We start from the raw sequence: 13,458 nt of genomic DNA on the forward strand, positions 1-13,458 counted from the left end.
GGTAAATAACCATGAATGTCCTGCTCACCCCTCCAATTGCGTTTCTCATCTACATTCCGCTGATCTTGCTCATCAGCCTGCTGGGGAAAGCCCTTGCTCCCGAGCATAAAGCCGACCCGGCCAAAATCAGCCTCTACAGTAGCGGCGAGAAGGCTCCCACCAACACCGCCGCGCCGGGCTACGCGCCGTTCTTTTTGGTGGCCTTTTTCTTCGCCATCATCCACCTCGGCATCCTCGTGCTGGCCACCGGAAACCTCTCCAGCAGTTCCATCCTCTACCTGGCTGGGCTGGTGCTGGGACTGGTCGCCCTGATTCTGGGTTAATTTTTAATGGATAACCAACTGTGTCGTTTCGTGTTTGAAAGGTAGAAAAAGCATGCAGTCAGAAACAAGTTACCAATCTCTCGAAAAGGTGATGGAACGCATCAAAACCTGGGCGCGCGTCAACTCGCCCTGGGCCATTCACTACAACAGCGGCTCCTGCAACGGCTGCGATATTGAGCTGCTCACCACCATCACCCCCCATTATGACCTGGAACGCTTTGGCGTAAAGCTGCAGGGCAGCCCGCGCCATGCCGACATCTTATTAGTCACCGGCGCGGTATCCCTCCAATCGCGCGACCGCCTACTGCGCATCTATAACCAGATGCCCGAACCCAAATTTGTGGTTGCCATTGGGGCGTGCGCGGTTTCCGGCGGCGTTTTCCGCGGGTGCTACAACGTCCTTTCCGGCGTCGATAAGCTGCTCCCCGTCGACGCTTTCATCCCCGGCTGCCCGCCCCGTCCCGAAGCCATCATCTACGGCGTGGTGCAGCTTTTGAAAAACATCAACAACCCCAACGGGTCTCATCCCGCCCAACCCCTGATCATCGAAGACGTGCCCGCCGAGGAGGAACCCTATGCTGGATAACCAACAAAGTCTTGCTCTCGCCCGCGAGCTGCTTCAGCCTTGGGCAATCTCCGAATCCACCCCCGCCCCCGAGCGGCTGGACGTGGAAATTTCCGCCGAGAATCTCGTTCCCGCGGTGCAGGCCCTGCACCAGGCCGGCTGGGGATACCTTTCGGCCATCACCGGCATTGACCGCTCTTCCGACAACCCGGAAGATGAAGGCCGCATTGAGGTGATGTATCACTTCAGTTGGGGCGGCGTGGTAACCACGCTGCGGCTCTTTGTTCCCTACACCAACGCCGTCATCGGCTCCGTCTGCCACGAGATTCCCTCCGCCACCCTCTATGAGCGCGAGATGATCGAAATGTACGGCATCCAGTTCCCCGGCACCCCCAGCACCGAGCATCTGCTCCTGCCCGATGACTGGCCGGCCGGTGTTTACCCCATGCGCAAATCATTTACCGGTTTAGACACCCCCACCGCCGGGTAAGGAGACATCATCATGGAAAAGCAAGAAAAATTTATCGTTCCCATCGGGCCTCAACACCCCGCCCTGAAAGAACCCGGTCATTTTGAATTTACCGTCGACGGCGAAGTGGTAACCAGCGCCACCGCCCGCCTCGGATACGTCCACCGCGGCATTGAGAAAGCCGTTGAAAGCCGCAATTGGACCCAGGCCATGTACATGCTGGAACGCATCTGCGGTATCTGCTCGCACGTTCATGCCACCGCTTACTGTCTGGGCGTTGAGCAGTTGGCCGGTGTGCAGGCCCCGCCCCGCGCCCAGGCCATCCGTGTCCTCATTGCCGAGCTGGAGCGCATCCACAGCCACATGCTGTGGTGGGGCGTGGCCGCTCACGAAGGCGGCTTCGACATCCTCTTCATGTACACCTGGCGCGACCGCGAAACCGTGATGGAACTGCTCGAAATGCTCAGCGGCAACCGCGTTCATTATTCCGCCAACCTGATCGGCGGCGTTAAATTCGACATCGACCAGAAGCAGGCCGACGCCATCCGTAAAGGCATTGACTATCTTGAAGAGCGTACCCATCACTACCTTGAGATCATCACCACCGACGAGACCTTCCTGGGCCGCACCCGCAATATCGGCGTGATGTCTCCTGAGGTGGCCAAGTCGCTTGGCGCGGTAGGCCCCACCGCACGCGCCTCCAACATTCACCGTGATTTGCGCGTTGACCAGCCCTATGCCGGCTATGACATGTTCCCGGTCAAGCTGGTCACTGAAACCCAGGGCGACCTGGAAGCCCGCTTTGTGGTGCGTCTCAAAGAGCTGTTTGAAAGCTATCGCATCATCCGCGAAGTGCTCGACAACCTCCCCGAGAGCGAGCTGACCGTGAAAGTGCCCCGCAAAATCCCTGCCGGGCAGGTTATCAGCCGGGTCGAAGCCCCGCGCGGCGAGCTGTTTTATTACATTGAAAGCAACGGTTCTGACCAGCCCGAGCGCATCAAAGTGCGCACGCCAACCCTGCCCAACTGGGGCACCGTCCTTGCCACCGCGGTTGGCCTCAAGCTGGCCGACATGCCCATGCTGCTGGTTGGCATTGACCCCTGCTTCTCTTGCAACGACCGCCTGGTGCTGGTCAAAGATCAAAACCAAACCCAATCCGGCAAAACCTGGACCTGGGAAGACTTACGCATCCACGGAATTGAGCGCTACAAATGAACAACATCCTTCCCCTCGTCGCATTAGTTCTCTTCCCCGGCGGCCTGTTCCTGCTTGGCAGCGGGCTGGCCTATGAGTGGGTTGACCGCAAGCTCATCGCGCGCTTTCAGAACCGCTTTGGGCCGCGCTGGTTCCAGCCCCTGGCCGATGTAATCAAGCTGCTCGTCAAAGAAGAAATCGTTCCTCAGGGTGTGAATGCCTTTCTGTTTGTGTTGCTGCCCGTATTAGGCCTGGCCGCCGCTCTCACCGCCGCCCTGTATGTGCCCATGGCCGGCCTGGCCCCTTCCTTCAGCTTCCGCGGCGACCTGGTGGTTACCCTCTATTTGCTTTCGGTGCTCACTCTCTGCCTGGGCCTGGCCGGCGCCAACTCCGCCGACCGCTTTTCCCTCATCGGCGCCACCCGCACGCTGACCCAGGTCTTCTCGTATGAGGCCCCCTTCCTGCTCGCCATGCTTGGCCCGGCCATCGTAACCGGCTCGTGGCAGATCAGCGAAGTCAATACCTACGCGCAGAGCAATCTCTGGTTGATTATCGCCCAGCCAATTGGCTTTTTGGTGGCCCTGGTCGGCCTGATGGGCAAGCTGGAAATGCCCCCCTTTGACGCTCCCGAAGCCGAAACCGAAATCGTCTCTGGCGCGCTCACCGAATACAGCGGGCGCGGCTATGCCCTCTTCCGCCTCGGTAAAAACGTGGAACTGGTCATCGGCCTCACCCTGGTGGCTGCTTTCTACCTGGGCGGCCTGGCCTCGCCGCTGGACTTCTTATGGAAAACCCTGGCCTTGCTGCTGGTGCTGGCCCTGCTGCAAACCCTCTTTGCCCGCCTGCGCATTGACCAGACTGTTGGCCTTTGGTGGCGTATCGGAACGCTGCTAGCTCTGGTACAATTACTCGTATTGATCATTCTATGAGGTTGCCGCTATGATGAGAATTGGAGCCATGTTCAGTGAAGTATTCGGCGCGTTGTTTAACAAACCGCGCACCCAGCCTTACCCCGTCGAAAAAATTCCCGCCCCCCCACGCTATCGCGGCAAGCTCGTCTACAATCCTGAGACCTGCACCGGCTGCATGCTGTGCGTCAAAGACTGCCCCGCCGAAGCCCTGGAACTGCTCGTCATCGACCGGAAGGCCAAAAAATTTGTCATGCGCTATCACTCCGACCGCTGCGTGTACTGCTCGCAGTGCGTGGAAAACTGCCGCTTCGGCTGCCTGGAAATGTCCAATGACCAGTGGGAGCTGGCCGCGCTGAATAAAGAACCCTTCACCATCTATTATGGGAAAGAAGAAGATGTCCGAACCATCCTGGAGCCAGCAGCTGCAGAACAAACTGAAGAGCCCTGCACCCAACCAGCCTGATCCCCGCGTTGTCATTCTGGGGGTGGGCAACGAACTTAACGGCGACGACCGCGCGGGCGTCGCCGTTGCTGAATTTCTCCAGGCGCAGCTCAACAACCCGCGTTTCCTGGTGCTGAATGGCGGCAACGCGCCTGAGAATTACGTTGGCAAAGTCATCAAGTTTGCCCCCCAGGTCGTCCTGCTGATCGACGCCGCCGACCTGGGCGAGCCGCCCGGCGCGGTGCGCCTGGTGGAATGGGACGAAACCCAGGGTCTCAGCGCCTCCACCCATTCTCTGCCCCCCTCGGTGATGGCCAAATATCTCATCGCCGAACTGGGCTGCCAGGTGCTCGTCCTCGCCATTCAGGCCGGCTCCCTCGAACTGATGCAGCCGCTTACCCCGCCCGTCGCCCAGGCTGTGGGAGAAATTGTAGAAACACTCTCACAAATATAAATCTTAAGCAGAAAACGCTGACCACATCCCCTTCCCTGCGTCAGCGGGGATGGGGTCTCTTTCTACTTCTCCGCCTCAACCACCTTGCTCGCCAGCCCCACCACAATAATCCCCAGGCCAAGATAATGATTCAACTGATACACCGTTCCCGGAATTAACAAATAGGCCGTAATCGCCGAAAACAGTGGCGTGCTCGCCGAGAACACCGTCATGTGCGTGGCTGGAATGTGCTTCAGCGCCTCAAACAGGATCAGAAACAACCCTGCCAGCCCCACCGACCCGATGAGTACAACCAGCAGCCACGTCTCCCCTGCCAGCCGCGGAAAATGCCCCGGCAGCCAGAACAGCGCCGCCAGCGTAATCGCGCTGAAGCGCGCCGCCACTATTTTTTCCGGAGCAATCTTGCGCGTCAACAGCCACTTAATCTGCACCATGGATATTGCGAAAAAGAACGGTGAGATCACCGCTGCCATCAGCCCCGGCAGGTTTACCCGCAAATACGGAACCTGGTCGGCGTAATACACCCCAAAACCCGCCAGCGCAATCAGCGCCGCCAGCAACGTTCGCCGTGAGATCACCTCGCCCAAAAAGAAAAAGGCCAGAATTACCAAAAAAACCGGGTAAGAAATACCGTCAATGATCTTGTAACTCACCGGCCCAATTAAATCAGTTGCGATATTGTTGAACAGCAGCGCGCCAAACGTCGCCAGGCACAGCAGCGTCACCCGCAGCCACACCGGCCCGTCCCAGCGCGGCTCTTCCTGCCGCCACGCCAGCGCGCGCGCGCCCACAACCCCCAGCGCGGTGATCTGCGCCACCACGGAGGTGATCAGTGTAAACGGGAACGGATCCAGCACATTCAGGACCAGCTTGGCGTAAACCTCTTTAATCGCCGCTCCCAATATGAAAACTGTTAAGAGAAAATAAGCCCAACGTTTATGCATGCCTGCCGCCATGATGGTGAATTCGTCTGATTATACCTTCTACCCCTTGATTGGCACACGGCCTGTTACACTCCCGCTTCATTTCTTGTCAGACATGTTACAATTTAAGAAACTCAACCTCCCAGGAGAACTATGGAACGCAGAGTCCCGAGCACCGCCTCAGAAGAAATTGAACTATACCTGCAAACTGTCTACTCATTACTGCGCTCCAGCGCCGACGTGCGCCTGAAGACGCTGGAAGAAGTCCATGCCAGCATGAACTCCTCCCTGCACCCGCACGCCCGCAGCGAAGAACCCGACACCTCTGCCCTCATCTACAGCCTGCTGCGCCTGCCACCCGTTATGCCCGGCGTGCAGAGCATCGTCCTCGGACAAAGCCCCTCCGTCTTCGCCGAACACGGCTACGCCGACATTGAAACCTGGCAGGAAGTTACTGCCCGCGCCCGCCGCCGCCGCTGCTATTACAACGGAAAAGATACCCTCGCCTGCTTCATCGCCAGCCGCTCCGATATTGACGACGTCATCCCCGCTCTCACCGCTTACCAGATCGAATGGAACAAGCTTAACTTCCTCCTCAACGCCTGTTGCGACCATCTCGATTGGCAAAAAGCGCTCAACGACCCCATTGCCTTTGCCGACCTGGCCGAGCGCCTGCGCATGTCCATTGAAGACCTCAATCGCCTGCGCACCATCTGGGGCGGCCAGTTTGAGTCCATGCTCAAGCAGATTGCCAGCCAGAAGTGCAGTTTCAAAGTGCGCCTGCTCACCGCCTCACTCAGCGAATACTGGCGCGTTACCCGCATCTGGCTCGAGAACATCCTTGCCGCCAGCCCTACGCTCTTCGACCGGCCAATTTACTTTGTCTCCAGCAACACCCACTCCATCGCCAACCTGGCCTCCGGCTTCGCCCTGCGCGTGCAAGATGAACTCATCCGCTACCTGCAGGAAGCCGAAAACAAAGAACTGCTCGAAGAGTGGCATAAAATCCAGAACTGCGACGTGCCCTCCAGCGCCAACAACTTCCTGTATTACACCCTTAAAAAATACCAGGGCACCCCGCAAGGGCGCAGCCTGCTCGCCCAGATGCACCAGGCAGAAAAAGCAGTGGGCATCACCCGCGTCCCCTCCATGCACACCTTCGACGTGGAAGCCCAGGTCATCCAGCTTAACCAGCTCGACCCGGCCACCATGGACCCGCGCCTGCGCGACAACATCCAGGACTGGTCCTTCCTCAAGCAGTCCAACGCCCTGATCCTCAACATCGACTACCCCCTCGGTCTGGCCGCTTACAACATCATGGCCAAAATCGGTGAATACGCCAGCAAGATTCTCGGCGTCTACATCATGGGCAAGGCCGCTACCCTCAACGGCGTCCACGGCGATGTGATCATCCCCACCGTGGTCTTTGACGAACATTCCGAGAACACCTTCATGTTCCGTAACGCATTCTCTGCCGAAGACGTTACCCCCTACCTGGCCTTTGGCAACGTTCTCGACAACCAGAAAGCCGTTACCGTGATGGGTACCTTCCTGCAAAACGCGCGCGTGATGGACATCATCTACCGCGAAAGCTACACCGACATCGAAATGGAAGCCGGGCCTTACCTCTCCGCCATCTACGAACTCTTCCGCCCCAAACGCCATCCGCAGAACGAGATCGTCAGCCTGCACCGCCTGCCCTTTGACCTGGGAATTTTGCACTACGCCTCGGATACCCCCATGAGCAAAGGCAAGAACCTTGGCGCCGGAACCCTCTCGTACTACGGTATGGACTCCACCTATGCCACCTCGCTGGCCATTCTGCGCCGCATCATCCACATGGAACACCAGCGCGCCCAAAATCAACCTTCGCCTCACCGCTAACCGGTCAGCGCGGGTAATCTCACAGCCTATCCGGCATTCGTTTCACGAAGAGCCTTGGTTTCATCGATAATGTGTTTGCGGGAGCTAAATTACCCCCAAGTCGGCTCAAAAGCACCATTCTATCAAAAAACCTCCCCCATTTTCGAGTCTGAAAATGGGGGAGGCATTTCAGCAAGCGCTTACAGATTCTGTAACTGCTCTTTCAGCTTATCGGCGGTCTCTTTGAACACCGCCAGCTTCTCGCGCTCTTTTTCCACCACTGCCGCCGGGGCCTTCTGCGCGAAGGGACTACCCAGCAGCTGTTCCAGGCGCGCCACCTGGCTTTGCGCCTCTTCCAACTCTTTGCTCAGGCGCGCGCGCTCTTCTTCCACGTTCACCAGCTCGGCCAGCGGCAGGTAAATCTCCACCCCGCTCACCACAAGCGCCGCCTGTCCCTGCGGCGCTTCGGCCAGCGAATCGGTCAGCGTCAGGTGTTCCGCGTCCAGGTACGCCAGGTAGGCAATCGAGCCGCGCTGCGCTTCCAGCGCCGCCAGGCGCTCACCCGCGCAGATCGTCGCCGGAATGCGCTTGCCCGGCGTAACTTTCTTCTCCGCCCGCAGGTTGCGAATGGCGCGAATCACATCCATCACCAGTTCAAAATCGGCGATGGTCTGCGCCTCCCAACCTTCTGCGGGCCGCGCGATTGGCCAGCTCGCCAGCATCAGCGCCTCAGGCCAGTCCGTCACTTCCGGCAGCGACGGCCCGTGCGCGTGCACGGCCCGCTTCAGGTGCCCCCACAGTTCCTCGGTTACAAACGGCGTAAAGGGGTGCAGCATGCGCAGCACCGCGTCGAACACGCGCACCAGCGTCTCGGCCGTGTAATACGCCCGGTCGCCGCCTTCATTCATCTGCAGCTTGGCGATCTCCAGATACCAGTCCGCGTACTCGCTCCAGAAGAATTCATAAATCTGCCGCCCTGCTTCGCCGTACTGGAAGGTCTGGAACAGGCGGTCCACTTCGGCTTCCAGCGCCTGCAGGCGCGCCCAAATCCACGAATCGGCCAGCGTCCACTGCGGATGGTTTTGCGGCGTGGCAGGGGCGTTTTCCAGCGCGCCCACCACAAAGCGCCCCGCGTTCCACAGCTTGTTGGCAAAGTTACGGTTGGCTTCCACCTTCTTGGTGCTCAAATTCATGTCGTTGCCCGGCGTGGAACCCACCAGCAGCGTAAAGCGCAGCGCGTCCGTGCCCAGCTCGTCCATCACGATCAACGGGTCAATCACGTTGCCCTTGGTCTTGCTCATCTTCTGCCCGTGTTCGTCGCGGATCAGGCCGTGCAGGTACACCACTTCAAACGGCGGCTTGCCCGTGAACTCGATTCCGAACATGATCATACGCGCCACCCAGAAGAACAGAATATCGTAACCCGTCTCCATCATTGTCGTCGGGTAGTAATACTGCAAGTCCGCGGTCGCGTTGGGCCAGCCCAGCGTGGAGAACGGCCACAACCCCGAAGAGAACCAGGTATCCAGCACGTCGGGGTCTTGCTCGATCTTCGCGCTGCCGCAGTGGGCGCAGTTGGTCGGGTCTTCGCGCGCCACGGTTTCCTTACCGCAGTCCGCGCAGTACCACACCGGGATGCGGTGCCCCCACCATAACTGGCGGCTGATGCACCAATCCTCAATGTTCTCCAGCCAGTTGTAATAGACCTTGGTGAAGCGCTCCGGCACAATGCGGATCTCGCCGCCGCGCACCGCGGCCAGCGCCTTCTCGGCCAGCGACTCGATCTTCACGAACCACTGCGTCGAAACCATCGGCTCTACAATTTCCCCGCCGCGCTGCGAGCGTGGCACGTTCAGCATATAAGGCTCTTCTTTAATCACCAACCCCTGCGCGCGCATATCTTCCCAGATTTTCTTGCGGCATTCAAACCGGTCCATGCCCTGGTAAGGGCCGCCGTTCTCGTTCACCCGCGCCGCTTTATCCATCATGCTGATCACCGGCAGGCCGAATTTTTGCCCAATCTGGTAGTCATTCGGGTCGTGCGCCGGGGTGATCTTCAGCGCTCCGGTGCCAAATTCACGCGTTACATACTCATCCGCGATCACCGGCACTTCGCGCTTAAGAATGGGCACCACCACCTTGCGGCCCACAAACTTCTGGTAGCGCTCGTCTTCGGGGTGCACCGCTACGGCCGTATCGCCTAAAATTGTCTCCGGCCGGGTGGTGGCCACCGGAATGAACTCTTCGGGATTGTCGGCCAGCACATATTTGAAGAAATACAGCGTGCCCGGTTCCTGAGAGTATTCCACCTCCAGGTCCGAAACCGCAGTGCGCAGCCCCGGCGACCAGTTGATCAGGCGCGGCCCGCGGTAGATCAACCCCTTCTCATACAGGCGCACAAATGCCTCGCGCACCGCCTTTGAAAGCCCATCATCCAGGGTAAATCGCTCGCGGTCCCAATCGCAAGACGCGCCCAAGCGGCGAATCTGTTTGGTGATCTTGCCGCCGTACAACTCTTTCCACGCCCAGGTACGCTCCACAAACGCCTCGCGCCCAATCTCCTCGCGTGAAAGGCCTTCTTTGGCCAGCGCCTTCTCCACCTGTAACTGCGTGGCGATGCCGGCATGGTCACTGCCCGGCACCCACAGAGTCGGAACGCCCTTCATGCGCTGGTAGCGGATCATCAGATCTTCCATCGAAACGAACATGGCGTGCCCCAGGTGCAGCTCGCCGGTTACATTGGGCGGCGGAATGGTGAGCACGTATGGCTTTTTGGTCGGGTCAAAGTCTGGCGCGCTTGGGTCATTGGCCGGTTTGAAGAAACCGCTTTTCTCCCACCACGCGTACAGGCGCTGCTCTGTGGCGGCGAAATCGTACGTCTTGGGTAACTCCACTTTAGGCATGCTTTCCTCCATGATCAAAAATCGGCAATAAAAACAAAAAAACCTCCGTCCCAGAGGACGAAAGGTTAATCTTCCGCGGTACCACCTCACTTCACCGGCACTCTTGCCGGTGCGCTCTGCAGGTTTGTTCCCCTGCTGGTGCTGTAACGGGCAGTCCCGTGCCGTTCTACTCTTCTATACCAGAATTTCTTCGGCAGCCGCGCCAAACGACTTCGGTTCCGGTTCCCTGTGGAGGCTCTCAACCTGCGGCCTTCCTTCTCTGTCAGGTTCCACTGAACCTACTCCTTTTGGCAAAAAGCATATAGAATTGGGTTGTGCTGATTATACAGAGCTTTCCAATGGGTGTCAAATGGTTGGCCGCCGCCTGCACCCGCTGATCATATAAAGGAAGAAATGCATGGCAAACCCCCAATGGTTGGACTGGGCCCAGCGCGTTGACGCTATCGCGCAGAGCGGGCTGGCCTACACCCAGAACCCTTTTGATATTGAACGCTACCAGCATCTCCAGCAGATTGCCGCCGAGATGATTGCCAACCAGGCCGCCGAAGACCCGCAGGCCGTTCTCAACCTGCTGGCCGGCGAACCCGGCTACGCCACCCCCAAGCTGGATATTCGCGGCGTGGTCATTCAAGACGGAAAAATTTTGCTCGTCAAAGAGCTTTCAGACGGTGGCTGGACTCTCCCCGGCGGTTTTGTCGACGTGAACGAAAGTCCCTCCACCGCCGTAGAGCGTGAGGTCTGCGAAGAATCCGGCTACACCGTCAAAGCCCGCAGGCTGTTGGCCCTCTACGACCGCAACAAGCACGGCCACCCGCCCTATTTGTTCCATGTTTACAAAATCTACATCCTCTGCGATCTCACCGGCGGAGAGCCGGCCGTGAGCATTGAGACCGGTGGCGCGCAGTTTTTCGCCCCGCATGAGATTCCCCCTCTCTCCGAGACGCGCACCACGCCTGAAGTCATTCAGCGCATGTTCGAACTGGCCAGCCGCCCCGATGGGCCTGCCGATTTTGATTAACGCCTCCCCTACCGGAAATCGCATGAAAAAAACGACCTCCCCAACTCCCTTGCTCCACCGCCTGCTGGCCGCCACCCTCGCCCTGTTTTTTTTGCTCAGCGCCTGCCAACCGCTCACCCCTGCCGAGCAGACCGTGGAAGCGCAGCACCAAACCGAGCAGGCCAGCCAGCCCACCCCCACCCGCCCGGCTGCGCCGCAGCCCACGCCCACTCGCCCCTCCTACCTTGATCTCGATCTGGAATCGCTCAAAGGCCTCACCATTCGCTTCTGGCACCCCTGGACGGGCAGCCTGGCTGCCGAAGCCAATCGCCTGGTGGATGAATTCAACCGCACCAACGTCTGGGGCTTTCAGGTTCAGGCCGTCCCAACCGGCGGTTCGACGGCCCTCTTCAATCAAATGGAACAAACCTTGCGGGCAGAAAACCAGCGCCCTCATCTGGTCGCCGCCCCGGCCGATCAGGTTCATCTCTGGCAGCGCAAATTCAACGCCGTTGTCAGCCTCGACGCCTACCTGAACGACGCCGAATGGGGCATGCCCGTCGAAGAGCAGGCCGCCTACCTGCCCCTCTTCTGGCAGCAAGACCAGGTCTCCGGCCGCCAGATCGCCATTCCCGCCCTGCGCGACGCTCATCTGCTGGCTTTCAACATCACCTGGGCCAAAGACTTGGGCTTCTCTCAGCCCCCTTCTACCCCGAAAGACTTTCAAGAGCAGGTCTGCGCCGCCGCCCAGGCACGCAAGCAGACCTCCAACGACGGCACCGGCGGCTGGATCACCTCCAGCGATCCTTACGTCCTGCTCAGCTGGCTGAACGCCTTCGGCTGGGACGGTCTGGACGACCTGCAGCAAGACCAGGCCCAATTCAACACCCCCCGCTCGCAAGAAGCCCTGGCATATCTGCGCGGCCTCTTCAACCGCGGTTGCGCCTGGAACAGCCGTCTGCCCGATCCATACGAATACTTCGCCAACCGCCAGGCTCTCGCTTACAGCCTCACCCTCAGCCAGGCTTCTCTGCAGGCCGAAACGCTGGAGCGGCTGCAGTCCAAAGACCAGTGGATGCTCCTGCCCTATCCCGCCCAGTCCGCGGGGAGCGTTCCCTCCTTCTTCACCTCCGGCGACTCATACGCCATGCTGGTGGCCAGCCCGCAAGAGCAGCTTGCCGCCTGGCTCTTCATGCGCTGGATGTCCAACCCGCGCAGCCAGGCCAGTCTGGCGCAAGCCGGCGGTCTGCTGCCCGTTACCACCACTGCCGCCGAGCAGATGACCCCCTACGCCCGCCAGCACCCCGGCTGGCAGCAGGCCTACGACCTCATCGCCGCCGCCCAGCCCGCCCCCAACGCCGCTGCCTGGCCGTACACCAGCCTGGTCCTCTCCGATGCCGCCTGGCAAACCTGGCAGGGTGAAATGGATGAAGAAAAACTCAACCAGATTCTGGCGCAAATTGATCTCACCCTGCCAGAAATTTACAATCTGGTGCCTTAACCACAAAAAACCGGCCGGGGGTTCCCGGCCGGATGTTTATTTCGATAAAATCAGCGAGCCACCCGGCTCGCTTGCTAGAGGCGACGATGGGATTCGAACCCATGGTGAGAGTTTTGCAGACTCCTGCCTTACCACTTGGCCACGTCGCCGCATACCTATTATAACAAAAAAAGAGCGGGCAACGGGACTCGAACCCGTGACCTTCTCCTTGGCAAGGAGGTGTTCTACCAATTGAACTATGCCCGCAGTTTGAACTATTCTCTTTTTTTTGTTTACAGCTCTTGTGTTTCAGTGATGCGTATTTTAGCAGAACTCCCACAACTCGTCAAGTGATTTGCCCCACCAAAAATCAAGAACATCCCCACCCGCAACCCACCATCTTCGGGTAAGACCCAATCCACCTGATCCTTTTCCATCCAGACTCCGGAAAACAAATTCCCAAAAAACGGTTGACGCCCCCGCCGAGCAGTGATAAAATCTCTTTCACATTGAGGGCGCGTAGCTCAATGGCAGAGCAGTGGCCTTTTAAGCCATTGGTTAAGAGTTCGAGTCTCTTCGCGCTCACAACAAAAACCTGTCCACCGGGCAGGTTTTTTTGATTCCCGCGCGACTCTCCATTCTTGATCATTTATCCTATATATGCCCAAAATTTTGAAGCAAATTCTTTTATTTTCACCTTAATTTAAGATTAAATCTTGTATTGAAGTGGGCAACTATCTATAATAACGATATCGTTTTTTTCACTCTTGAGTATTTTCTCACCGGTTTTGCGAACTTCTTGATTGCTGACAGCAGGAAAGGAGGTGGTCCGTCCGGTTAGTACCCCATCATAATTTTCTCTTATCCCCTTATAAACCCGTGTCTGTTGATTTTCATATTTTTCTTTTTTCATATAACCAAGAAAGGACGATTT

General features: G+C 58.4%; 14 protein-coding genes and 3 tRNA genes. 11 read left to right on the forward strand and 6 right to left on the reverse strand.

Annotated features, from left to right (window positions below):
* Positions 1 to 11 precede the first annotated feature (11 nt).
* From ADN00_RS04330 to ADN00_RS04360, 7 genes are read left to right on the forward strand one after another with little or no spacing between them, the layout of a single operon-like run.
* Positions 12 to 323 (forward strand): hypothetical protein, encoded by a 312-nt coding sequence (locus ADN00_RS04330; RefSeq protein WP_075061722.1) that lies wholly within the window; start codon positions 12 to 14, stop codon positions 321 to 323.
* Positions 324 to 375: 52 nt separating this feature from the next.
* Positions 376 to 909, forward strand: coding sequence for an NADH-quinone oxidoreductase subunit B family protein (locus ADN00_RS04335; RefSeq protein ID WP_075061723.1), 534 nt, complete (start codon positions 376 to 378; stop codon positions 907 to 909).
* Positions 899 to 1,378 (forward strand): NADH-quinone oxidoreductase subunit C, encoded by a 480-nt coding sequence (locus tag ADN00_RS04340; protein ID WP_075061724.1) that lies wholly within the window; start codon positions 899 to 901, stop codon positions 1,376 to 1,378. Before ADN00_RS04335 ends, ADN00_RS04340 begins: the two co-directional genes overlap by 11 nt.
* 12 nt (positions 1,379 to 1,390) lie before the next feature.
* Entirely contained in the window at positions 1,391 to 2,572 is a 1,182-nt protein-coding gene (locus ADN00_RS04345; protein WP_075061725.1) for a hydrogenase large subunit, read from the forward strand.
* On the forward strand, positions 2,569 to 3,480 hold the full coding sequence (locus tag ADN00_RS04350; RefSeq protein ID WP_075061726.1) for a complex I subunit 1 family protein: 912 nt from the start codon (positions 2,569 to 2,571) through the stop codon (positions 3,478 to 3,480). Before ADN00_RS04345 ends, ADN00_RS04350 begins: the two co-directional genes overlap by 4 nt.
* Before the next feature lie 10 nt (positions 3,481 to 3,490).
* On the forward strand, positions 3,491 to 3,925 hold the full coding sequence (locus ADN00_RS04355; RefSeq protein WP_075061727.1) for a 4Fe-4S dicluster domain-containing protein: 435 nt from the start codon (positions 3,491 to 3,493) through the stop codon (positions 3,923 to 3,925).
* Positions 3,858 to 4,358 (forward strand): hydrogenase 3 maturation endopeptidase HyCI, encoded by a 501-nt coding sequence (locus ADN00_RS04360; RefSeq protein WP_160317461.1) that lies wholly within the window; start codon positions 3,858 to 3,860, stop codon positions 4,356 to 4,358. The genes ADN00_RS04355 and ADN00_RS04360 overlap by 68 nt, the downstream gene beginning before the upstream one ends.
* A 62-nt stretch (positions 4,359 to 4,420) precedes the next feature.
* Here ADN00_RS04360 and ADN00_RS04365 read toward each other — a convergent pair whose 3' ends face one another.
* Complete coding sequence (locus ADN00_RS04365) at positions 4,421 to 5,302, reverse strand: DMT family transporter (protein WP_075061728.1); 882 nt, start codon at positions 5,300 to 5,302, stop codon at positions 4,421 to 4,423.
* A 132-nt stretch (positions 5,303 to 5,434) separates the two neighbouring features.
* Here ADN00_RS04365 and ADN00_RS04370 point away from each other — a divergent pair, with 132 nt between their 5' ends.
* Complete coding sequence (locus ADN00_RS04370; protein WP_075061729.1) at positions 5,435 to 7,165, forward strand: DUF6909 family protein; 1,731 nt, start codon at positions 5,435 to 5,437, stop codon at positions 7,163 to 7,165.
* A 179-nt stretch (positions 7,166 to 7,344) separates the two neighbouring features.
* Here ADN00_RS04370 and ADN00_RS04375 read toward each other — a convergent pair whose 3' ends face one another.
* Positions 7,345 to 10,047: a valine--tRNA ligase gene (locus tag ADN00_RS04375; RefSeq protein ID WP_152966255.1), complete on the reverse strand. Its 2,703-nt coding sequence runs from the start codon at positions 10,045 to 10,047 to the stop codon at positions 7,345 to 7,347.
* 397 nt (positions 10,048 to 10,444) lie between these two features.
* On the opposite strand from ADN00_RS04375, the gene ADN00_RS04380 reads away from it, so the two are divergent.
* Together ADN00_RS04380 and ADN00_RS04385 are read left to right on the forward strand one after the other, a co-directional pair.
* Positions 10,445 to 11,065, forward strand: a complete 621-nt coding sequence (locus tag ADN00_RS04380) for an NUDIX hydrolase (protein WP_075061731.1) — start codon at positions 10,445 to 10,447, stop codon at positions 11,063 to 11,065.
* A gap of 22 nt (positions 11,066 to 11,087) precedes the next feature.
* Positions 11,088 to 12,545 (forward strand): extracellular solute-binding protein, encoded by a 1,458-nt coding sequence (locus ADN00_RS04385; protein WP_075061732.1) that lies wholly within the window; start codon positions 11,088 to 11,090, stop codon positions 12,543 to 12,545.
* A gap of 78 nt (positions 12,546 to 12,623) precedes the next feature.
* Here the strand turns inward: ADN00_RS04385 and ADN00_RS04390 are convergent.
* From ADN00_RS04390 to ADN00_RS19955, 3 genes are all read right to left on the reverse strand, one after another.
* A tRNA-Cys gene (locus ADN00_RS04390) sits at positions 12,624 to 12,694 on the reverse strand.
* 24 nt (positions 12,695 to 12,718) lie between these two features.
* Positions 12,719 to 12,791 (reverse strand) — tRNA-Gly (locus tag ADN00_RS04395).
* Positions 12,792 to 12,817: 26 nt separating this feature from the next.
* On the reverse strand, positions 12,818 to 12,961 hold the full coding sequence (locus ADN00_RS19955; protein ID WP_160317462.1) for a hypothetical protein: 144 nt from the start codon (positions 12,959 to 12,961) through the stop codon (positions 12,818 to 12,820).
* Positions 12,962 to 13,037: 76 nt separating this feature from the next.
* Here ADN00_RS19955 and ADN00_RS04400 point away from each other — a divergent pair.
* A tRNA-Lys gene (locus tag ADN00_RS04400) sits at positions 13,038 to 13,109 on the forward strand.
* A 124-nt stretch (positions 13,110 to 13,233) separates the two neighbouring features.
* Here the strand turns inward: ADN00_RS04400 and ADN00_RS19695 are convergent.
* Positions 13,234 to 13,437 carry a hypothetical protein gene (locus ADN00_RS19695; RefSeq protein WP_152966256.1) on the reverse strand — a complete coding sequence of 68 codons (204 nt, stop codon included), beginning with the start codon at positions 13,435 to 13,437 and terminating at the stop codon, positions 13,234 to 13,236.
* Between the last annotated feature and the right edge of the window lie 21 nt (positions 13,438 to 13,458).

This window comes from Ornatilinea apprima, assembly GCF_001306115.1.
Lineage (GTDB): Bacteria > Chloroflexota > Anaerolineae > Anaerolineales > Anaerolineaceae > Ornatilinea > Ornatilinea apprima.